Genomic DNA, 19,159 nt, shown 5'->3' with positions numbered 1-19,159 from the left:
AGCGTGCGGCAGTTCGCCTGGATGAAAGAGCGACAGGCGCAGGCCTTTGGCACGGTACAAGACCGAGCGTCATGCTCGGCTTTCCGTTACAATGCGCCACCGTGCCGACAACAGCGTCGGAAAGTTCAGCCGAGGTGCTTCATGGATATCATCGAAACGATCAAAGAGCAGATTGCCAACAACACGATCCTGCTTTACATGAAAGGTGCTCCCAACGCGCCACAGTGCGGTTTTTCTGCCAAGGCTTCCCAGGCATTGATGGCATGCGGTGAAAAATTCGCCTATGTCGACATTCTGCAGAACCCGGAAATCCGCGCCAACCTGCCCAAGTACGCCAACTGGCCGACCTTCCCGCAACTGTGGGTCGGTGGCGAGCTGGTCGGCGGCAGCGATATCATTGCCGAGATGCATGCGAACGGCGAGCTGCAACCTCTGGTCAAGCAGGCTGTAGAAAAAGCGCAGGAAGCCAGCGCTTCCTGATGCAGGCGGCCTGCAGGATCTGAATCCCGCAGGCGCAGCAGCCAAAAGAAAGCCCCGTCTCTGGTAACAGAGCGGGGCTTTCTGCAGTGTGCTGCGGGTGTGACGGCGTTATCAGCTGTCCATCTGCGACTGCAGGTAGTTCTCCAGGCTGACCTTGCCGATCAGGCCCAGCTGGGTTTCCAGCCAGTCGATGGTTTCTTCCTGGGATTCCAGGATGTCCTCGAGCAGTTCACGGCTGCCGAAATCGCCCACGGTTTCGAAATGGGCAATGGCCGCTTTCAGGTCGGCCAGGCCCTTGTTCTCGATCTTCAGGTCGCACTCCAGCATTTCCTTGGTGTGCTCGCCGATCAGGATCTTGCCCAGGTCCTGCAGGTTGGGCAGGCCTTCAAGGAACAGGATGCGCTTGATGATCTTGTCGGCATCTTTCATGGCCTGGATCGACTCGCGGTACTCGTGCGCGCCGATTTTGGTCAGGCCCCAGTCGTCGTACATACGCGCATGCAGGAAGTACTGGTTGATGGCGACCAGCTCGTTGCCGAGGATCTTGTTGAGGTGCTGGATGACTGTAATGTCGCCTTTCATGTCGTGTTCCTGCCGCAGGCTAATGTCTATAAGCCGCGAGTTTGAGCCGGCACTAAACTGCTGTCAAACCTAAGTTATTGAATAATAAGTGAATTTAAATCTGAATAAGAATGTTTGAGTTCTGCATCTTGACGCTAAGTGGTTGAATTAAAGGCATAAAAAAACCGGACGTTGGGTCCGGTCTCATTAAACAGGGGCTTTTAGGGTATCTCTAAAAACTACCTGCGTTGTCATCGCTGCGTTGAAAACAGGCTCAATGCTCATTTACAACCCGTAAAGTCGGCCGCGACTCCGACCGTTTTTCACCTGTTTTTGTGGGGCCGCCGTCGGTATTGCGCTGACTGCCTCGCCTACGTTTTTAGAGGCCCCCCTTTACGCTGCTGAAAATTCTGCAGGGTAAGCCAGCGACGCCTGTGTCGTTTGCAGTTCGGTCAGGGTTTCACGTACGACCTGCTTGGCAAGGCAGGCGCATTTGCCGCATTGCGTCGCAACACCGAGGGTCTGGCGAACATCCCGATAGCTGCAGCAGCCTTCGAGAATCGACTCGCGGATTTGACCGTCAGTAACACCTAGGCAGAGACAAACGTACATAAGCTTGAACCGTCGCTGTGTATTGCAAGTTGCGAACGAGACTAATGCTAATGAGAATGCTTGTCAAAATTGTTTTGAGCCGGATTCAGCCAGCCCGATGAGTGGTGCGTCGATCAGGAATCGGCGCACTTGCGCGGGGCAAGTGCGCCGGCCGGATCAGTCGTAGTCGCGCCAGCCGCCCATGTCTTTCCAGCGGTTGACGATGCCGCAGAACAGCTCGGCGGTCTTTTCCGTGTCGTAGCGGGCCGAGTGGGCTTCACGGCCGTCAAAGTCCATGCCGGCGGCCTGGCAGGCCTTGGCCAGCACCGTCTGGCCGTAGGCCAGGCCGGCCAGGGTCGCGGTGTCGAAGCTGGAGAAGGGATGAAACGGGTTGCGTTTCATGTCCAGGCGCGCCACGGCGGCGTTGAGAAAGCCCAGGTCGAAGCTGGCGTTGTGGCCGACCAGCACGGCGCGCTTGCAGCCATTGGCCTTGATGGCCTTGCGTACGCCACGAAAGATATCGGTCAGCGCGGTTTCTTCGCTGACCGCCATGCGCAGCGGATGGTCGAGCTTGATTCCGGTGAACTCCAGGGCAGCCGCCTCGATGTTGGCGCCTTCAAAGGGTTCTACCCGAAAGAAATAGGTGTGCTCGGGGTACACAAAACCTTTTTCGTCCATGCCGATGGTCACGGCTGCGATTTCCAGCAGGGCATCGGTGGCCGAGTTGAAGCCGCCTGTTTCGACATCGATCACAACCGGCAGATAGCCGCGAAAGCGCGCGGCCATCGGATGGCGCGAGCCACCGCCATGGTGAATGTCCAGATCGTCGTCGAGATGATCGTCGCTCACGCCTTTTCCTCCAGCACACGCCAGCGCAGTTTTTCACCAGCGCGCAGCGGGATAACGTTCAGTTCGCCAAACGGCAGGCTGGCAGGCGCCGTCCATTCGTCGCGAATCAGAGTGATGGTGTCCTGGTTGGCAGGCAAACCGTAGAAAGCCGGACCGTGCAGGCTGGCAAAACCTTCGAGCCTGTCCAGGGCGTTACGCTGTTCGAACGCCTCGGCATACAGCTCGATGGCAGCATAGGCGGTGTAGCAGCCGGCGCAGCCGCAGGCCGCTTCCTTGGCATGCTGGGCATGGGGTGCCGAGTCGGTGCCCAGGAAGAACTTGCTGCTGGCGCCGGTGGCGGCGTCAAGCAGCGCCACCTGGTGCGTGTTGCGCTTGAGGATCGGCAGGCAATAGAAATGAGGGCGAATGCCACCGACCAGCATGTGGTTGCGGTTGTACAGCAAGTGATGCGCGGTGATGGTCGCCGCCACATTGCCTGATGCCTCGTTGACGAACTGCACGGCGTCAGCGGTGGTGATGTGCTCGAAGACCACCTTGAGGGTCGGGAAGCGCTCCACGACGCGGCGCAGGTGCTCGTCGATGAACAGCTTCTCGCGGTCGAACACGTCGACTTCGCCACGGGTGACTTCGCCATGCACCAGCAGCAGCAGGCCGACGTCGGCCATGGCTTCAAGGGCCGGGTAGATCTTGTCCAGGCTGGTGACGCCGGAGTCGGAGTTGGTGGTCGCGCCGGCCGGGTACAGCTTGGCCGCATGCACAAAGCCACTGGCCTTGGCGTCGCGGATGTCTTCGGCTGTGGTCTGGTCGGTGAGGTACAGCACCATCAAGGGTTCGAAGCGGCTGCCGGCAGGTCGTGCCGCCAGGATACGCTGGCGGTAGGCATCGGCTTGTTGCGCGTTGCGCACCGGAGGCACCAGGTTGGGCATGATGATTGCGCGGCCAAAGGTGCGCGCAGCGTCGGCAACGGTATGAGGCAACACAGCTCCGTCACGGAGATGGATGTGCCAGTCGTCGGGACGCAATAGGGTCAGGCGGTCGGACATTGGGGATTCCAGGCGGTTCGAACTCGCGGAATGCTACCGGAAAAGACAGTCTCAGGCACTCGCTATCAAGTTTTGTGGGAAGTTACCGATAGCAAGCCATCAGGTCGGCATTTTTCTGTTTTGCCGCCAATTTTTCAGGTGGAGCCTCCCGTGCGCCAGCGATATCTAGCCCTGCTCAGCCTCGTCGTCAGCCTGCCGGCAGCGGCGATCAATTTCCAGACACGCCTGGAAAGCATCGAGTGGAAAGTCGAGGGCGATCAGTTCGAATGTCGCCTGAGCCAGCCCATTACCGATCTGGGCGCGGGTGAGTTCGTGCGCCGTGCGGGCGAGCAGGCGATCTTTCGCCTGAAGGCTTCCTACAACACGCTGGGCAACGGCTCGGCCACTCTGCTGGCGGCTGCATCGCCCTGGCAGCCTGGGCGCGGCGATATCAACCTGGGGTCGGTGCGGGTCAGTAACGGCGAAATCCCCTTCAATACCACGCAGGCGCAAGCCGGTCGTCTGATCACAGGCTTGCTCGAAGGCCGCAGCCCGGTGATACGTCACTATGCCCGTGACGGCGGCGGCAATATGGAAGTGCGTCTGTTGCCGGCCAGGTTTCGTGAGGCCTTTGGCGAGTACCAGGCCTGCACGGCCAGGCTGCTGCCAATGAACTTCGACCAGATCAAGCAGGCCGAGGTCGGTTTCCCAGGGGGCGGCATCGAGCTCGATACCAAGGCCAGGGCGCGCCTGGACAATATGCTGGCTTATCTGAAGGCCGATCCGACGGTCAACCATATCGAGCTGGACGGTCACTCCGACAACAGCGGCAACCGTCTGACCAATCGCGACCTGTCACGACGTCGGGCCCTGGCGGTCATGGACTACCTCAAGGCCAATGGTGTGCCTGAAGAGCAGATCACCCTGCGCTTTCACGGTGAGCGCTATCCGCTGGCGGCCAATACCAACAATGCCAACCGCGCCCGCAACCGGCGGGTGAATGTGCATCTGGAGCGTGTGGCGCCCCAGGAACTTCCCGCCCCTGTCGCGCCTGCTGTAGCACCACCGGTCGCTCCGGCGGCTGGTATGCCGGCACCGGCACCGTCCACCACAGGGGCGCCTGCCAAGGCCTCCTGACCCCTGCGAAGGGTACGAGCGCTGTCGCCTGAGGGTCACAAGCTGTCGCGCCACTGTAAATCTGCGGGTTTGAACGGTAGACTCGACGGTTTTCCGTACAACCCGGTGGAGTGATGGCATGGCGGACGTAAACAAGGTCGTTCTGGCGTATTCTGGTGGCCTGGATACTTCAGTGATCCTGAAGTGGCTGCAAGATACCTATAACTGCGAAGTGGTGACGTTCACCGCTGACCTGGGGCAGGGCGAGGAGGTCGAGCCTGCACGCGCCAAGGCACAGGCCATGGGCGTGAAAGAGATCTACATCGACGATCTGCGCGAAGAGTTCGTGCGCGATTTCGTCTACCCGATGTTCCGTGCCAACACTGTCTATGAAGGCGAGTACCTGCTGGGTACGTCCATCGCACGTCCTCTGATCGCCAAGCGCCTGATCGAAATCGCCAACGAGACCGGCGCTGACGCCATCTCCCACGGTGCGACCGGCAAGGGTAATGACCAGGTGCGCTTCGAACTGGGCGCCTATGCGCTCAAGCCTGGCGTCAAGGTCATCGCCCCATGGCGCGAGTGGGACCTGCTGTCGCGCGAGAAACTGATGGACTACGCTGAAAAGCATGCCATCCCGATCGAGCGTCATGGCAAGAAAAAGTCGCCGTACTCCATGGACGCCAACCTGTTGCACATCTCGTATGAAGGCGGTGTGCTGGAAGACACCTGGACCGAACACGAAGAAGACATGTGGCGCTGGACCCGGTCGCCTGAAGATGCCCCCAATACCCCGACCTACCTTGAGCTGACCTACCGCGCCGGCGACATCGTGGCGATCGATGGCAAGGACCTGAGTCCGGCCCAGGTGCTGGCCGAACTGAACCGCATTGGCGGCGAGAACGGTATCGGTCGCCTCGACATCGTCGAGAACCGCTACGTGGGCATGAAGTCGCGCGGCTGCTACGAGACCCCGGGAGGCACCATCATGTTGCGTGCCCACCGTGCCATCGAATCGATCACCCTGGACCGCGAAGTGGCTCACCTCAAGGATGAGCTCATGCCGCGCTACGCCAGCCTGATCTACACCGGCTACTGGTGGAGTCCTGAGCGCCTGATGCTGCAACAGATGATCGATGCTTCCCAGGCACACGTGAATGGCGTGGTGCGCCTGAAGCTGTACAAGGGCAACGTGATTGTCGTAGGGCGCAAGTCCGATGACTCGTTGTTCGATGCCAATATCGCAACCTTCGAAGAAGACGGCGGTGCCTACAACCAGGCCGACGCAGCGGGCTTCATCAAGCTCAACGCGCTGCGCATGCGCATTGCCGCGAACAAGAACCGCAAGCTGTTCTGAGCGGCTTCCTGACCGTGTCCTGCAGCCCCGGCCGGGGCTGCAGGACACGATTCGATGATCCGCCTCACGGTTGGGTGCGTGGTTTGCGGGACTTGCCAGCCTTATAGACGACTGATGGCTCGCACAGGTTGGGCGGTGGCTGTTGCAATGAGCGGGGAATGAAACCCAGCAGTTGTTCGAGGCCCATATTGTGGCGTTTCAACAGCGTCAGCAGTTTTTGCTCAAAAGCCAGTTCCCTGGAAAGTTGTTCATTGTGCTTAAGTGATTCAAGCCTGTCCTGTTGCGTTTGCAAGGCCTGCTCCAATGCTCGGAATTCGTTCAGTATTGACATGATAGTTCCATGGGTATGATCGTATTGGGTGGATTCGGTACATCCCGAATCGATGCGGTGCGCAAGTATTCATGTGTCCTCTCGCGGGTGTGTTTGCAATAGTTTAGTCCTGCCCGTGCGTGAAAACCTCGGGCTGCCGGATGCTGGCAACACGCACGGCGTCGTGTGTAACCCATTATCCAATAATGACTTTCTTAAAGAGCTTACTTCTCAAACAGGTCAATTCAATGTGTTGTGTAGATGATTCCTACATTAACTAAGGTCATTGTCCTGCTCGTGAGGGGCTGCTGAGCATGCCGGGATCAGAGTGTCAGGCTCGGGTTCACAAAGGCTATCGTCCGGCTTGTATTGCTTGAACTCGAACCGATAGGCCTTGCCGATGTTCCATACCTGACGAATGCTCAGGCCCAGGACCTGCGCAATTTCGGGTACGGTGTACCCCAGTGTCGAGTAATGCATGGCATGGCCGGCCAGCACGTCGTCGACGTCGAGCGCCTCGTGCCGGGCGGTGCAGCGTCCTTCCCTGACGGGGCGGCTGAAGGTGATCTTGATGCCATGCGCCAGGGCCAGCTGACGAATCTCCTTCTTGTTCATGCGCAGTGAGTATTGCAGCGACGATACCCCGGCGCCTTTGTCGACCAGCCCCTTGAGCAATTCAAGTTTGGCCTGCTGTTCAAGTTCCGGTTCGCGGTTTTTTTGTTGGGGTTCGGGTGTCGGGGCCGGGCGGGATGAGGAAGTGCCATCGGCAATGACGGCAATGACGCCGCCCTGGGCAACAAAGTCTTCGACGGCCGCCTTCAGGTCCAGCGCAGTGGCGGGGTCGAGCGTCGAGAGTGAGGGTTTGTTATTCATGATCTATTCCTTTTTGAACAGGGTTATACACACGGCCATTCAAAAAGAACCGTCAGGCCGTCGAGGCCGTGACCAAGAGGGATATAGTTGATTGGCCATGTTTATGTTGATCGGGTCCGTTCGACTCCGAAGAGTCCATTAAGAAACACAGTTGTCAGGGCACCATTATCAATGGCGGGCCGCGCCCGGTTGTGCGGCGTGCGCAAACAGGTTTTATCGGTGTTTGGTAAAGGGACGTTGTTAAAAAAGTAACGACTGGTAATAGGTTTTGCAAGTAAAAATTAAAGGGCTACATAAAAGCACTTATTCGTGTGGTAAGTGTCTTACATGTTTCATTGCAACGTCTGTTACTCATGTAGTCCCTTTCCTCTTTCGCCTATTGGGGCTGGATTCGGCGTCGGAGATGGTATTAGCTTCTCGTCGGATGAGCCTGTCATGTCTGTCAGACATATCCGCAGGTTGCCGGTTGCTGGACGATATGTCGACTCGTCCGACCTGAAGCCTGTAAGGTATTTCTGAACATTTTGTGGTCTGACTCCTGAAGTAGATATATGTACGAAAAGAGTGTCAGCTTGCGTGTAGTTTTAAACGGCGCGCTGGCACTTGGCCTTGCGTGGGCTGGCATGAGGGTATTTGCCTGCCGGGAAATACCCGGGCGCGAATGTGCCATCTGTCAGTGTCGAGCCGGGCAGCCAGAGTGTGAGCGACGTGCATGGGTCATAGCGGCAGGGCGCATTCCCGGGGTTTACAGGAGTGGCACTTTGCTAAAGGAGAACTCACTCGTTGCCGCCTGTCCGGTCAGTAACAACAGGAATGTCATGAAATATTCATGTTCATGACGGCCTCGTCTGAAGTCGGGCTTTAGCGCATGTTCGCGCAGCAAGGCGTGCCCCGGATGAAGCAGGCGGCTCTACCACGGCGTTCCGGAAAACAATCACTCCACCGGATTTTGAAGGGATAACTTGTGACGATCATCGATGGCTCGTCAGTTATGGCGAGATTTGTAGGAAAGTTCTCCTCTAAGTGTGGGAATGGTCTTTGGCTGTCGGTCTTAAGGGGGGCGCGCCATGCAAAGCACTAAACGACTAGGCTATTGTGCTGACTCTGAAAATTCGAATAGCAAAAATTGGACTGCCCATGAATAAAGTGCTGATCGTGGATGATCATCCTGTCATTCGCCTTGCCGTACGCATGCTGATGGAGCGCCATGGTTACGAAGTCATCGCGGAGACAGACAATGGCGTGGACGCACTGCAACTGGCGCGTGAGCACTTGCCCGATATCGTGATCCTTGATATCGGCATTCCCAAGCTTGATGGCCTGGAAGTGATTGCCCGGCTTTCGGCCATGTCCCTGCCGTTCAAGGTGCTGATCCTTACCTCCCAGGCGCCCGGGCATTTCTCCATGCGGTGCATGCAGGCAGGCGCGTCAGGGTATGTGTGCAAGCAGCAGGATCTCACGGAGTTACTGAGCGCGATCAAGGCAGTCCTGTCGGGATACAGCTACTTCCCCAACCAGGCTTTGCACACGGTGCGCTCGAGCATGGGCAATGCCAGTGAGGCCGACATGGTCGATCGTCTGTCGGGGCGGGAAATGATGGTGTTGCAGCAACTTGCCCGAGGCAAGACCAACAAGGAAATAGCCGACAGCATGTTCCTGAGCAACAAGACCGTCAGCACCTACAAGACACGCCTGCTGCTCAAGCTCAACGCCCATTCGCTGGTCGACCTTATCGAGCTGGCGCAGCGCAACGGCCTGGTCTGAAAAAGGCGGGAGGGTTTTCAGATATCGAAGTCGTAGTCAGCCAGCTCCCTTTGCAGGCGCCGTTCTTCAAGCATGTTGTCAATGGTGCGGCGTTTGCTCAGATTGGTCTTGGCGGGCTCGACAGGAGGAGGGTCGCTGTCGTCCGCATCCATCACAAAGTCATCTTCAACGTCCAGTTGCTCTTTGCCGGTACTCATGCAATTTGACTCCAGGCTTGGGCTGTCATTGGCGCCCCTTATAGCGCCAATCCCCTGGCGGGTAAAAAAGATTTTTTCAATCGCCCGGGCCTGGATGACTCTATTACTCAATCGTCGCTCGTCTTTTCCTTGTAGTCGCACAGGTCTTCGATACGGCAGCTGCCGCAACGCGGCTTGCGCGCCTGGCAGACGTAGCGCCCGTGCAGGATCAACCAGTGGTGGGCATCGAGCAGGTAGTTTCTGGGCACGAACTTCATCAGTTGCTTTTCCACCTCGACCACATTCTTGCCCGGCGCCAGACCGGTGCGGTTGCTGACGCGAAAAATATGCGTATCCACGGCCATGGCAACCTGTCGAAACGCCGTATTGAGCACCACGTTGGCGGTCTTGCGTCCTACGCCGGGCAGCGCTTCGAGGGCTTCGCGGGTCTGGGGCACTTCGCTGTTGTGCCGCTCGATAAGCAGTCGGCAGGTCTCGATGACATTGCGGGCCTTACTGTTGTACAAACCGATGGTCTTGATGTAGCCGGACAACCCTTCCACGCCCAGGGCATAGATGGCTTCAGGTGTATTGGCCACCGGAAACAGGCGGGCGGTGGCCTTGTTGACGCTGACATCGGTGGCCTGGGCGGACAGGGTGACGGCGACCAGCAATTCGAACGGCGTGGTGTAGGCCAGTTCGGTTTTCGGGTCCGGATTGTCTTCGTGGAGCCTGCGAAAGATCTCCTGGCGTTTGGCGGCGTTCATGGTCGGTCTTGATCCTCATCGGGCCTTCGGATGGGCCCTCATGGCGAGCTGGGGTGTTCGGCGGCGTGCAAGGCCTGTTCGGCTTCCTGTACCTGAGCGTGCAGCGTGCTCAACTGATCCGCCGGGGCACCTGCGACCTGTGCCTTGTTAAGGCTGGCACGGGCCATGGCCAGCTGGATCTTGGCACGCTTGAGCGCCGCTATCGAGGCCTTCGGTTGGGGTTGTGCCGGCGTGTCGGACAGGGCCTGCTGCGTCGGCGCCAGGCCTTGCAGCACCTGTTCGGCGGCATCGACCTGCTGCTGCAGCTGCAGCAGGCGCATGGCCTGTTCCCGGACAGGAGGATGACCGAAGGCCCTAAGCGATTTGTTCAACTGCGCCTGGCACATGTTCAGGGCGATCCTGGCCTGTTTGAGCGCCTGATCTTCAGGTTCCGGGCGCGGTTTCCCTGGCGTGGCGAGCCCGGGCATGGGCGATGCCTGCACCGGCTGTGCAGTTGCTGCAACAGGCGGGCGTGGCGTGCGTGCCAGGCGCTGCTCGCGCTCGCGCTGCAAGCGCTCGTTGCGGCGCTGATAGCGCTGCCTGGCAAGGTCGCGCTTGCCGGTGCGTGCCAGGTGCCGAGCGGTATCCGGCCGTGCGTCGCCCACCATGGCGACACGGGTCGCAGGCAGGGGCAGCATGTCGATGCAATCGACCGGGCAGGGCGCTACGCACAGGTCGCAACCGGTGCATTCATCCACCAGCACGGTGTGCATCAATTTGGCGGCGCCGACGATGGCATCGACCGGACAGGCCTGGATGCACTTGGTGCAGCCGATGCATTCGGCTTCACGAATAAAGGCCACTTGGGCAGGCGCTGCACCTCGCGCAGTGTCCAGGGGAGGCGCCTGGACCTGCAGCAGCCGGGCAAGGGCGTCCAGGGTTTCCTCGCCGCCTGGCGGGCATTTATTGATGGCCTCGCCCCTGGCGATGCCTTCGGCATAAGGCATGCAGCCGGGATGGCCGCATTTGCCGCACTGGGTCTGTGGCAACAAGGCGTCGATGCGTTGAATCAGGTTCATGGCGGGTATCCACAGGCCGCAGCGGCCTGGCGGGGCACAGAAAAGGCCCGATAATCGCCAAGGGCAGTTATCGGACCTTTTATGCGTTGTTACTTGATGCGTTGACCTGGCTTGGCGCCACTGTCGGGGCTGAGCAGGTAGATTTCTTCACCGCCGGGGCCGGCGGCCATGACCATTCCTTCGGATACACCAAAGCGCATTTTGCGCGCCTTCAGGTTGGCGATCATCATGGTCAGCCGGCCTTCGAGCTGGCTCGGGTCCGGGTACGCGCTCTTGATGCCCGAGAACACATTACGCTGTTGGTCGCCGATATCCAGCGTCAGGCGCAGCAGCTTGTCGGCGCCCTCGACGTGCTCGGCCTTGACGATCAGCGCTACGCGCAGGTCGACGGCGGCAAAGGCGTCGAACTCGATTTCCGGCGACAGCGGGTCCTTTTCCAGTTCGCCATTGCCCTTGGGGGCGTCCTGGGTGGCGCTGGCAGCCAGGTCTTCCCTGGACGCCGCTACCATAGCCTCGATCCGGGCCGGGTCGATGCGGGTCATCAGGGCCGAGAACGGATTGAGCTGATGGTTACCCAGCAGGGTCTGGTGATCGTTCCAGGTCAACGGCGCGACATTGAGGAACTGTTCGGCGTCGGCCGCCAGGTTCGGCAGCACCGGCTTGAGGAAAATCACCAGTTGGCGGAACAGGTTGATGCCCAGCGCGCAGACGGCCTGGACTTCATCCTGTTTGCCTTCCTGCTTGGCCAGTGCCCACGGCGCTTTTTCAGCGATAAAGGCGTTGGCGCGGTCGGCCAGGCCCATGATTTCACGCATGGCACGGGAGAAGTCGCGGGCCTCATAGGCTTCGGCGATGCTCGGTGCTGCGTTCTGGAAGGCGTCGGTCAGTTCCGGTGCGGCATTGGCCTGCACCAGTACCCCGGCATTGCCCTTGTGAATGAAGCCGGCGCAGCGGCTGGCGATGTTCACCAGCTTGCCGATCAGGTCGGAGTTGACCTTCTGCACGAAGTCTTCGAGGTTCAGGTCGAGGTCGTCGACGCCGCGGCCCAGCTTGGACGCATAGTAGTAGCGCAGGTATTCCGGCGACAGGTGGTCCAGGTAGGTGCGCGCCTTGATGAAGGTGCCGCGCGACTTGGACATCTTCTGGCCGTTGACGGTCAGGTAGCCGTGCACGTTGATCGCGGTCGGCTTGCGCAGGCCCGCGCCTTCAAGCATGGCCGGCCAGAACAGGGCGTGGAAGTTGACGATGTCCTTGCCGATGAAGTGATACAACTCGGTACTGGAATCCTTGTTCCAGTAGGCATCGAAGTCCAGCTCCGGGCGACGGGCGCAGAGGTTCTTGAAGCTGGCCATGTAGCCAATCGGTGCGTCCAGCCATACGTAGAAGTATTTGCCGGGCTCGTCCGGGATCTCGAAGCCGAAATACGGCGCATCGCGCGAGATATCCCACTGCTGCAGGCCGCTGTCGAGCCATTCGGCCAGCTTGTTGGCCACCGCTTCCTGCAGGGTGCCGCTGCGGGTCCACTGCTGAAGCATGTCCTGGAAGGCTGGCAGGTCGAAAAAGAAATGCTTGGAGTCCTTGAGCACGGGCGTGGCCCCGGAAATCGCCGATTTCGGGTCCTTGAGTTCGGTGGGCGCGTAGGTGGCGCCGCACTTTTCGCAGTTGTCGCCGTACTGGTCCTCGGCGCTGCATTTCGGGCAGGTGCCCTTGATGAAGCGGTCGGCCAGGAACATTTTCTTGTCCGGGTCGAAATACTGGGTCACCGAACGGGTGGCGATATGACCGGCATCGCGCAGGCGCTTATAGATCAGGCTCGACAGCTCGCGGTTTTCATCGCAGTGCGTCGAGTGGAAATTGTCGAAGTCCACCAGGAAGTCGGCAAAGTCGGCGCTGTGCTCGGCCTTGACGTTGTCGATCAGTTGTTCCGGGGTGATGCCTTCCTTTTCGGCGCGCAGCATGATGGCCGAGCCGTGGGCGTCGTCCGCACAGACATAGGTGCACTGGTTGCCGCGGTGCTTCTGGTAACGCACCCACATGTCGGTCTGGATGTACTCGAGCATGTGACCCAGGTGAATGGATCCATTGGCATAGGGCAGGGCGCTGGTAACGAGAATCTTGCGTGGCTCGGACATGGGGCTCGGCTACTTGAAGTCAAACGAAGACCGGCCACTATAAAGGTGTGGGGATTTTTTTTCACCCCGCGCGCACCCGACAAGGTGCCGGGATTTGCAGTGAAAGCATGGCGCGGCCTGCCATAAGGGGTAGGATAGCCGCCTGTTTTACTCAGTTTCTATTTGGAGCCCGTTCATGAGCGCAGTGAGCCGCGCAGCGGTGGAGACCATTCTTCGCCAGTACACCGACCCTTATCTCAACCAGGACCCGGTCAGCGCCGGTTGCGTGCAGGCCATCGATATCGAGGCCGGCAGCGTCAGCGTGCAGATCGAACTGGGGTATGCCGCCGACCTGTTCAGCAAGGGCTGGGCCCAGGTGCTGCAGACCGCCATCGAAGGCCTGGAGGGCGTGACGGCCGCCCGGGTGCAGGTCACCAGCCGGATCCAGCCGCACAAGGCGCAAAGTCAGATTCCGGGGCTGGCCAATGTCAAGAACATCATCGCTGTGGCCTCCGGCAAGGGCGGTGTCGGCAAATCGACCACCGCCGCCAACCTGGCCCTGGCCCTGGCCCGCGAAGGTGCCCGGGTCGGTATTCTCGATGCCGACATCTATGGTCCGAGCCAGGGCATCATGTTCGGCATTGCCGAGGGCACCCGGCCGAGGATCAAGGACCAGAAGTGGTTCGTGCCGATCGAGGCGCACGGAGTCGAGGTGATGTCGATGGCCTTTCTGACCGATGACAACACACCAATGGTCTGGCGCGGCCCGATGGTGTCCGGTGCCTTGCTGCAACTGGTGACCCAGACCGCCTGGAACGACCTGGATTACCTGGTCATCGACATGCCGCCGGGCACGGGTGACATCCAGTTGACCCTGGCGCAGAAAGTACCGGTAGCCGGTTCGGTCATCGTCACCACCCCGCAGGACCTGGCCTTGCTGGATGCCAGAAAGGGCGTTGAGATGTTCCGCAAGGTGAACATTCCGGTGCTGGGCGTGGTGGAAAACATGGCCGTGCACATCTGCTCCAACTGCGGGCATGCCGAGCATCTGTTCGGTGAGGGGGGGGGCGAGAAACTGGCCAGCCAGTACGACGTCGAGCTGCTGGCTTCGTTGCCGCTGTCGATGCTGATTCGCGAGCAGGCCGACGGCGGCAAGCCCACGGTCATCGCCGAGCCGCAAAGCCAGATTGCCATGGTGTATCAGGAGCTGGCCCGCCAGGTGGGCGCGCGCATCGTGTTGCAGGCCGCGGCCAGCCCGGCCATGCCAACCATTTCGGTCAGCGACGACTGATCCAGCCTTTGCAGGCGCTCTTCTTGTGGCGCCTGCAAATAAGGCACTTTTCTACAGGCAATAAAAAACCCCGCTCAAGAGCGGGGTTTTTCGAAGCGAATTAGCGCAAAATCAAGCGATTTGCACTTCTTCAGCCTGCATGCCTTTCTGGCCGCGGGTAGCGACGAAAGAAACTTGCTGGCCTTCTTTCAGGGTTTTGAAGCCGTCGATCTGGATGGCTTTGAAGTGCACGAACAGATCTTCGCCAGATTGTGGGGTGATGAAGCCGAAGCCTTTTTCATCGTTGAACCACTTGACGGTACCGGTTTGGCGATTGGACATGATGCATCTCCTTGGACAAAGTTAACTGCGGATCAGGAAACACCCCGACCGAGACTGAGTGCAAAGAGCTGGAAATTCATGGTGATGGTGATCGGATTCAACATCTTGTAGAGATTCTCAGTGACACAAGCAACACAGTGACGCCACCTTAACCGTTTTTCCCTGAAGTGCCAATGGGCAGGTGAGGATTATTTGCATTACCTTGTCTGACAGTGGCTCACGAAGGCGTTGCCTTTGTAGGAGAGGCCCCGGCCCGGTAAGATGTGCGTATCTTTTTTACCTCGCTATTTCAGGACACCGCCATGAGCATCAAATCGGACAAGTGGATTCGCCGCATGGCGCAAGAGCACGGCATGATCGAACCCTTCGTCGAGCGCCAGGTGCGCGGCGAAGGCGCCGAGCGCCTGATCTCCTACGGTGTGTCGAGCTATGGCTACGATGTGCGCTGCGCCGATGAATTCAAGATCTTCACCAACATCAACTCGGCCACCGTCGACCCGAAGAATTTCGATGCCAACAGCTTTGTCGACGTCAAGAGCGACGTCTGCATCATTCCTCCCAACTCCTTTGCCCTGGCCCGCACCGTCGAGTATTTCCGCATTCCGCGCAACGTGCTGACCATCTGCCTGGGCAAGAGCACCTACGCGCGCTGCGGCATCATCGTCAATGTCACGCCGCTGGAACCGGAGTGGGAAGGCCATGTGACCCTGGAGTTTTCCAACACCACCACATTGCCGGCCAAGATCTACGCCAACGAAGGCGTGGCGCAGATGCTGTTTCTCGAATCCGACGAGGAGTGTGAAGTGTCGTACAAGGACCGTGGCGGTAAATACCAAGGCCAGCGTGGCGTCACCTTGCCACGTGCCTGAAGGGCAACCTGAAATCTATTTCATGCAGGGGCGATTGAATTTATCGCCCGTTTGGCACTCTATTGGTTGACTGTTCTTCCTCACAAGCGACGTGGGTGACCAACGTTCAGGAGTGCCCCATGAAGATCGATTCCAAACACGCCGGACAGCAAGCCGCACCGCTCAACGAGATCGGCCTGCTGGCCTGGTCGCTGATGGCAGACCAGCAATTGAACATGGTCGGCGGTGGCATTCCCGGCCAGCCTGACCCGGATACGCCCCAGCCCAGCGAACCCGGCGTGCCTACAGTACCCGACGAGCCGCCGCCAGCGCCCGTAGCCTGATATAAGCTGCGCATTACCCATTCAAGGCCCAGACCGCACCGTCGCCTGTCACATACAGGCGGCGGCGCGGTCGGGCCTGAATCTTGTAGCCCCCGGTAAACTCGCCGAACGCCGGTAGCAGGCTCACCGCTTCGTCCAGCACGAAGCAGGGCAGGCGCAGGCTTTGGCGTCCGCGTCCATGCAGGGTGAACACCGGGTGCACATGGCCGGCCAGCACATGGTGGGTCGGGTGCGGGTCCGGTTCGTGCTGCAAGGCAAAAGGCCCCAGCAGCAACGGCGCATCCACCACCTCGATATTCAGGTTACCCGGCGGGTCACCGGCGCGGGTGTCGTGGTTGCCGCGAATCAGTACGACTTCAAGCGATGCATGCCGTGTGCGCCACCCGGCCAATGCCGCCAGGGTGGCAGGCGCATGCGATTGCGGCGCATGCAGAAAGTCGCCCAGGAAGATCAGCCGTTGCGTAGGGTAGCGCGCCAGCAGCCGGTCGATGCGCTCAAGGTTCACCTGCGTGGTGCCATGCGGCACCGGTTGGCCCAGCCGACGATAAGCGGCCGCCTTGCCAAAATGCGCATCGGCAATCAACAGGGCCTGTTCGGCGGGGTGGTAGACCGCCTTGTCGGCCAGCAGCCATAGCGTATCGCCAGCCAGTTGCACCGTCAGTTCAGGACTCATGCGCCAGCTTCCGGTCCGGCGGCCTTTTCGAGGTCACGCACCATGCGTGCTATCCGGTCAGCCAGTTTTTCACTGCTCATGCTCTCGCGCAGGCGTTCGACCAGCAGCGGAAACGCCAGCGGCGTGGCACGCTTGAGCGCGTGCAGGTCCAACGGCAGGCCGGCCAGGCGTTGCAAGGTCGTCTGCAGGCGCTGGTAATCCAGCTCCAGGCTCAACACTTCGTCATGGGCCTGGCAGAGCAGCCGGTTCTCGGGATCGTACTGCTTGAACACTTCGAAGAACAGGCCGCTTGAGGCTTGCAGTTGGCGCAGGCTTTTCCCGGCACCGGGGTAGCCGGCAAACACCAGCCCGCCGATCCGGGCGATTTCGCGAAAGCGCCGCTGCGCCAGTTCGCCGGCATTGAGGCTGGCCAGGATGTCTTCGGCCAGGTGCTCGTCACTGAACAGGTCGCCACAGTGGAGCAGGTCGTGCCAGTCCAGCTCGGTGCTGCTGAGCAGCTCCAGGCCGTAATCGTTGACGGCCATGGAGAACGTCAGTGGCTGTTGCCGGCTCAGGCGCCAGGCCAGAAGGCTGGCCAGCCCCAGGTGCACATGGCGTCCGGCAAACGGATAGAGAAACAGGTGCCAGCCTTCGCGTGACTTGAGGGTTTCCGCCAGCAGCCGGTCGCGTTGTGGCAGCGCCGACCACTGCTGTTGCACCTCCAGCAAGGGCCTGACCGCCTGCATGGCGGGGCTTGCGAACACGCCGTGCGCAGCGGCATCGAATTGCGCCACCACCGCCTCCGCCAACTCGTCAGAGAGCGGCAAACGTCCGCCATTCCAGCGTGGCACGGCGGCTTTCTTGCCAGTGGCGCGCTTGACGTAGGCGGTCATGTCCTCGACCCGCACCAGTTCCAGCAGGCGCCCGCCAAACAGAAAGTTGTCGCCAGGGCGCAGGCGCGCGATAAAACCTTCTTCGACGCTGCCCAGCGAGCCGCCGCCCTTTTTCCAGTACTTCACGGTAATACTGGCGTCGCTGACGATGGTGCCGATGCTCATGCGATGCCGCCGCGCCACACGTGCATCCGGCACCCGCCAGACGCCCTGCTCGTCGGGCTCGACGCGGCGATAGTCGGGGTAGGCGGTCAGCGAGTGACCGCCGCTGCGCACAAAGGCCAGCGCCCATTGCCACTGCGACTCGTCCAGGTCGCGGTAGGCCCAGGCACCGCGTACTTCGGCCAACAGCTCATCGGGGATGAAGCCGCCGCCCAGTGCCATGCTCACCAGATGCTGCACCAGTACATCCAGCGGCTGGTACGGCGAGTGACGCGGTTCGATCATGCGCGCCGCCACGGCCACCTGCGCAGCGGCGGCCTCGACCAGCTCCAGGCTGTGGGTCGGCACCAGCGTTACCCGCGAAGTGCGTCCCGGCGCATGGCCGGAGCGTCCCGCACGTTGCATCAGCCGGGCAATGCCCTTGGGCGAGCCAATCTGCAACACCCGTTCGACCGGCAGAAAATCCACGCCCAGGTCCAGGCTGGAGGTGCACACCACTGCCTTGAGCTGGCCGTCCTTCAAGGCGCGCTCCACCCAGTCACGCACCTCGCGTGACAGCGAGCCGTGGTGCAGGGCAATCAACCCGGCCCAGTCCGGCCGGGCGCCGAGCAGAGCCTGGTACCACAGCTCCGATTGCGCCCGGGTATTGGTGAACAGCAAACAGCTGCGGCTGCCGTCGACTTCGGCCACCACCTGCTTGAGCATGCTCAGGCCCATGTGTCCGGACCACGGAAAGCGCTCCAGCGTCGCTGGCAGCAGGGTGTCGACCTGCAAGTCCTTGATGACCTTGCCTTGCACCGTGATGCCGGCATCGCCCAGCAGCACCTGGCGGGCGTGTTCCTGGTTGCCCAGGGTGGCCGAGATGCCCCACACGATCAGGTGCGGATGCCAGCGCCGCAATCGGGCCAGTGCCAATTGCAGTTGTACGCCGCGCTTGTTGCCGATCAGTTCATGCCACTCATCGACCACCACCATCTGCAGGTTGCCCATGGCGGCCTGGGCATCGGCGCGAGCCAGCAACAGGGTCAGGCTTTCAGGGGTGGTGACCAGGGTCGTGGGCAGGCGCCGGCCCTGGCGCGCACGCTCGCTGCTGGAGGTGTCGCCGGTGCGCAGGCCCACTGACCAGGCAATCGCTTGATCGGCCAGCGGCGCCAGTAACGAGCGCTGGGTGTCGGCTGCCAGGGCGCGCATGGGCGTGATCCAGATCAGCGTCAGCGGTGCGCTCTTGTCCTTGCCTTTGGGCGGCGTTTTCGGGGTACGGACAAACGCATTGAGGGCCGCCAGCCACACGGCATAGGTCTTGCCCGAGCCGGTGCTGGCATGCAGCAGCCCCGACTCGCCACGCTTGACCGCTGACCACACCTGCTTCTGGAACGGGAACGGTGTCCAGCCCAGAGAGGCGAACCATGACGTTGCAATGTCGGGCTGTTTGCTCATGCGCGGTGGCAGGTTCCTGAAGGGGTCAGGATACGGACCACAGGCCCGGGCCATTGGTGCGATCCGGCCCGGAGACGCTCTGCCAAATATTTTCACCCTGGCGCAGGAGCGACCAACCGTCGCGAAAGGGCCGGTACAGACACAGCATTTTTCAGCGTCTGTCCCTCGGTCTTCGC

The 19,159-nt window shown here is 60.4% G+C and carries 20 protein-coding genes; 7 read left to right on the top strand and 13 right to left on the bottom strand.

Features of this window, described 5'->3' with window-relative positions:
• Positions 1-141: 141 nt before the first annotated feature.
• The gene (grxD, locus tag DGA31_RS01110; protein ID WP_056834670.1) at positions 142-480 is read left to right on the top strand and encodes a Grx4 family monothiol glutaredoxin; all 339 of its coding nucleotides are present in this window, start codon (positions 142-144) and stop codon (positions 478-480) included.
• A gap of 111 nt (positions 481-591) precedes the next feature.
• Here grxD and bfr read toward each other — a convergent pair whose 3' ends face one another.
• The 4 genes from bfr to pyrC form a co-directional block, all read right to left on the bottom strand.
• The gene (bfr, locus tag DGA31_RS01105) at positions 592-1,062 is read right to left on the bottom strand and encodes a bacterioferritin (RefSeq protein WP_056834672.1); all 471 of its coding nucleotides are present in this window, start codon (positions 1,060-1,062) and stop codon (positions 592-594) included.
• Positions 1,063-1,434: 372 nt separating this feature from the next.
• The gene (locus DGA31_RS01100; protein WP_082481256.1) at positions 1,435-1,653 is read right to left on the bottom strand and encodes a bacterioferritin-associated ferredoxin; all 219 of its coding nucleotides are present in this window, start codon (positions 1,651-1,653) and stop codon (positions 1,435-1,437) included.
• Positions 1,654-1,809: 156 nt separating this feature from the next.
• Positions 1,810-2,481 (bottom strand): ribonuclease T, encoded by a 672-nt coding sequence (rnt, locus tag DGA31_RS01095; protein ID WP_056834675.1) that lies wholly within the window; start codon positions 2,479-2,481, stop codon positions 1,810-1,812.
• Positions 2,478-3,524, bottom strand: a complete 1,047-nt coding sequence (gene pyrC / locus DGA31_RS01090) for a dihydroorotase (RefSeq protein WP_056834677.1) — start codon at positions 3,522-3,524, stop codon at positions 2,478-2,480. Before pyrC ends, rnt begins: the two co-directional genes overlap by 4 nt.
• Positions 3,525-3,674: 150 nt before the next feature.
• On the opposite strand from pyrC, the gene DGA31_RS01085 reads away from it, so the two are divergent.
• Entirely contained in the window at positions 3,675-4,640 is a 966-nt protein-coding gene (locus tag DGA31_RS01085; RefSeq protein ID WP_109511268.1) for a flagellar protein MotY, read from the top strand.
• 118 nt (positions 4,641-4,758) lie between these two features.
• Entirely contained in the window at positions 4,759-5,976 is a 1,218-nt protein-coding gene (locus DGA31_RS01080; protein WP_056834681.1) for an argininosuccinate synthase, read from the top strand.
• A 64-nt stretch (positions 5,977-6,040) separates the two neighbouring features.
• Here DGA31_RS01080 and DGA31_RS01075 read toward each other — a convergent pair whose 3' ends face one another.
• A complete protein-coding gene (locus DGA31_RS01075; RefSeq protein WP_152034982.1) occupies positions 6,041-6,307 on the bottom strand; it encodes a hypothetical protein in 267 nt (88 codons plus the stop codon).
• A 252-nt stretch (positions 6,308-6,559) separates the two neighbouring features.
• Positions 6,560-7,159 (bottom strand): helix-turn-helix domain-containing protein, encoded by a 600-nt coding sequence (locus DGA31_RS01070; RefSeq protein WP_241509504.1) that lies wholly within the window; start codon positions 7,157-7,159, stop codon positions 6,560-6,562.
• Between the two features lie 1,137 nt (positions 7,160-8,296).
• Here DGA31_RS01070 and DGA31_RS01065 point away from each other — a divergent pair.
• Positions 8,297-8,923 (top strand): response regulator transcription factor, encoded by a 627-nt coding sequence (locus DGA31_RS01065; RefSeq protein ID WP_056834685.1) that lies wholly within the window; start codon positions 8,297-8,299, stop codon positions 8,921-8,923.
• A 17-nt stretch (positions 8,924-8,940) separates the two neighbouring features.
• Here DGA31_RS01065 and DGA31_RS01060 read toward each other — a convergent pair whose 3' ends face one another.
• The 4 genes from DGA31_RS01060 to metG all read right to left on the bottom strand — a co-directional run bounded on the left by DGA31_RS01060 (position 8,941) and on the right by metG (position 13,056).
• Positions 8,941-9,120: a PA3496 family putative envelope integrity protein gene (locus DGA31_RS01060; protein WP_056834687.1), complete on the bottom strand. Its 180-nt coding sequence runs from the start codon at positions 9,118-9,120 to the stop codon at positions 8,941-8,943.
• Positions 9,121-9,227: 107 nt separating this feature from the next.
• Complete coding sequence (gene nth / locus DGA31_RS01055) at positions 9,228-9,866, bottom strand: endonuclease III (RefSeq protein WP_056834688.1); 639 nt, start codon at positions 9,864-9,866, stop codon at positions 9,228-9,230.
• A 38-nt stretch (positions 9,867-9,904) separates the two neighbouring features.
• Complete coding sequence (rsxB, locus tag DGA31_RS01050; RefSeq protein ID WP_056834690.1) at positions 9,905-10,924, bottom strand: electron transport complex subunit RsxB; 1,020 nt, start codon at positions 10,922-10,924, stop codon at positions 9,905-9,907.
• An 89-nt stretch (positions 10,925-11,013) separates the two neighbouring features.
• A complete protein-coding gene (gene metG / locus DGA31_RS01045) occupies positions 11,014-13,056 on the bottom strand; it encodes a methionine--tRNA ligase (protein WP_056834691.1) in 2,043 nt (680 codons plus the stop codon).
• Between the two features lie 175 nt (positions 13,057-13,231).
• Here metG and apbC point away from each other — a divergent pair, with 175 nt between their 5' ends.
• Positions 13,232-14,326, top strand: a complete 1,095-nt coding sequence (gene apbC, locus DGA31_RS01040) for an iron-sulfur cluster carrier protein ApbC (RefSeq protein WP_109511266.1) — start codon at positions 13,232-13,234, stop codon at positions 14,324-14,326.
• Between the two features lie 111 nt (positions 14,327-14,437).
• Here the strand turns inward: apbC and DGA31_RS01035 are convergent, their stop codons facing one another.
• Entirely contained in the window at positions 14,438-14,647 is a 210-nt protein-coding gene (locus DGA31_RS01035; RefSeq protein ID WP_056834696.1) for a cold-shock protein, read from the bottom strand.
• Positions 14,648-14,949: 302 nt separating this feature from the next.
• Here DGA31_RS01035 and dcd point away from each other — a divergent pair, with 302 nt between their 5' ends.
• Both dcd and DGA31_RS01025 read left to right on the top strand, forming a co-directional pair.
• Entirely contained in the window at positions 14,950-15,516 is a 567-nt protein-coding gene (dcd, locus tag DGA31_RS01030; RefSeq protein ID WP_109511265.1) for a dCTP deaminase, read from the top strand.
• A gap of 119 nt (positions 15,517-15,635) precedes the next feature.
• The gene (locus DGA31_RS01025; protein WP_056834700.1) at positions 15,636-15,839 is read left to right on the top strand and encodes a hypothetical protein; all 204 of its coding nucleotides are present in this window, start codon (positions 15,636-15,638) and stop codon (positions 15,837-15,839) included.
• Positions 15,840-15,852: 13 nt separating this feature from the next.
• Here the strand turns inward: DGA31_RS01025 and pdeM are convergent, their stop codons facing one another.
• Both pdeM and DGA31_RS01015 read right to left on the bottom strand, forming a co-directional pair.
• Positions 15,853-16,512 carry a ligase-associated DNA damage response endonuclease PdeM gene (gene pdeM / locus DGA31_RS01020; protein ID WP_109511264.1) on the bottom strand — a complete coding sequence of 220 codons (660 nt, stop codon included), beginning with the start codon at positions 16,510-16,512 and terminating at the stop codon, positions 15,853-15,855.
• Positions 16,509-18,983: a ligase-associated DNA damage response DEXH box helicase gene (locus DGA31_RS01015; RefSeq protein WP_109511263.1), complete on the bottom strand. Its 2,475-nt coding sequence runs from the start codon at positions 18,981-18,983 to the stop codon at positions 16,509-16,511. Before DGA31_RS01015 ends, pdeM begins: the two co-directional genes overlap by 4 nt.
• Positions 18,984-19,159: the final 176 nt, after the last annotated feature.

The organism is Pseudomonas ovata, from assembly GCF_003131185.1.
Lineage (GTDB): Bacteria > Pseudomonadota > Gammaproteobacteria > Pseudomonadales > Pseudomonadaceae > Aquipseudomonas > Aquipseudomonas ovata.
The sequence above is the reverse complement of the archived record's forward strand: the minus strand, read 5'-3'. Positions and strand labels throughout refer to the sequence as shown.

Excerpts from the sequence above, each read along its gene's own strand:
- grxD (WP_056834670.1), top strand. The coding sequence starts at position 142 with ATGGATATCATCGAAACGATCAAAGAGCAGATTGCCAACAACACGATC.
- bfr (WP_056834672.1), bottom strand. The coding sequence starts at position 1,062 with ATGAAAGGCGACATTACAGTCATCCAGCACCTCAACAAGATCCTCGGC.
- DGA31_RS01100 (WP_082481256.1), bottom strand. The coding sequence starts at position 1,653 with ATGTACGTTTGTCTCTGCCTAGGTGTTACTGACGGTCAAATCCGCGAG.
- pyrC (WP_056834677.1), bottom strand. The coding sequence starts at position 3,524 with ATGTCCGACCGCCTGACCCTATTGCGTCCCGACGACTGGCACATCCAT.
- DGA31_RS01080 (WP_056834681.1), top strand. The coding sequence starts at position 4,759 with ATGGCGGACGTAAACAAGGTCGTTCTGGCGTATTCTGGTGGCCTGGAT.
- DGA31_RS01075 (WP_152034982.1), bottom strand. The coding sequence starts at position 6,307 with ATGTCAATACTGAACGAATTCCGAGCATTGGAGCAGGCCTTGCAAACG.
- DGA31_RS01070 (WP_241509504.1), bottom strand. The coding sequence starts at position 7,159 with ATGAATAACAAACCCTCACTCTCGACGCTCGACCCCGCCACTGCGCTG.
- DGA31_RS01065 (WP_056834685.1), top strand. The coding sequence starts at position 8,297 with ATGAATAAAGTGCTGATCGTGGATGATCATCCTGTCATTCGCCTTGCC.
- DGA31_RS01060 (WP_056834687.1), bottom strand. The coding sequence starts at position 9,120 with ATGAGTACCGGCAAAGAGCAACTGGACGTTGAAGATGACTTTGTGATG.
- nth (WP_056834688.1), bottom strand. The coding sequence starts at position 9,866 with ATGAACGCCGCCAAACGCCAGGAGATCTTTCGCAGGCTCCACGAAGAC.
- rsxB (WP_056834690.1), bottom strand. The coding sequence starts at position 10,924 with ATGAACCTGATTCAACGCATCGACGCCTTGTTGCCACAGACCCAGTGC.
- metG (WP_056834691.1), bottom strand. The coding sequence starts at position 13,056 with ATGTCCGAGCCACGCAAGATTCTCGTTACCAGCGCCCTGCCCTATGCC.
- apbC (WP_109511266.1), top strand. The coding sequence starts at position 13,232 with ATGAGCGCAGTGAGCCGCGCAGCGGTGGAGACCATTCTTCGCCAGTAC.
- DGA31_RS01035 (WP_056834696.1), bottom strand. The coding sequence starts at position 14,647 with ATGTCCAATCGCCAAACCGGTACCGTCAAGTGGTTCAACGATGAAAAA.
- dcd (WP_109511265.1), top strand. The coding sequence starts at position 14,950 with ATGAGCATCAAATCGGACAAGTGGATTCGCCGCATGGCGCAAGAGCAC.
- DGA31_RS01025 (WP_056834700.1), top strand. The coding sequence starts at position 15,636 with ATGAAGATCGATTCCAAACACGCCGGACAGCAAGCCGCACCGCTCAAC.
- pdeM (WP_109511264.1), bottom strand. The coding sequence starts at position 16,512 with ATGAGTCCTGAACTGACGGTGCAACTGGCTGGCGATACGCTATGGCTG.
- DGA31_RS01015 (WP_109511263.1), bottom strand. The coding sequence starts at position 18,983 with ATGAGCAAACAGCCCGACATTGCAACGTCATGGTTCGCCTCTCTGGGC.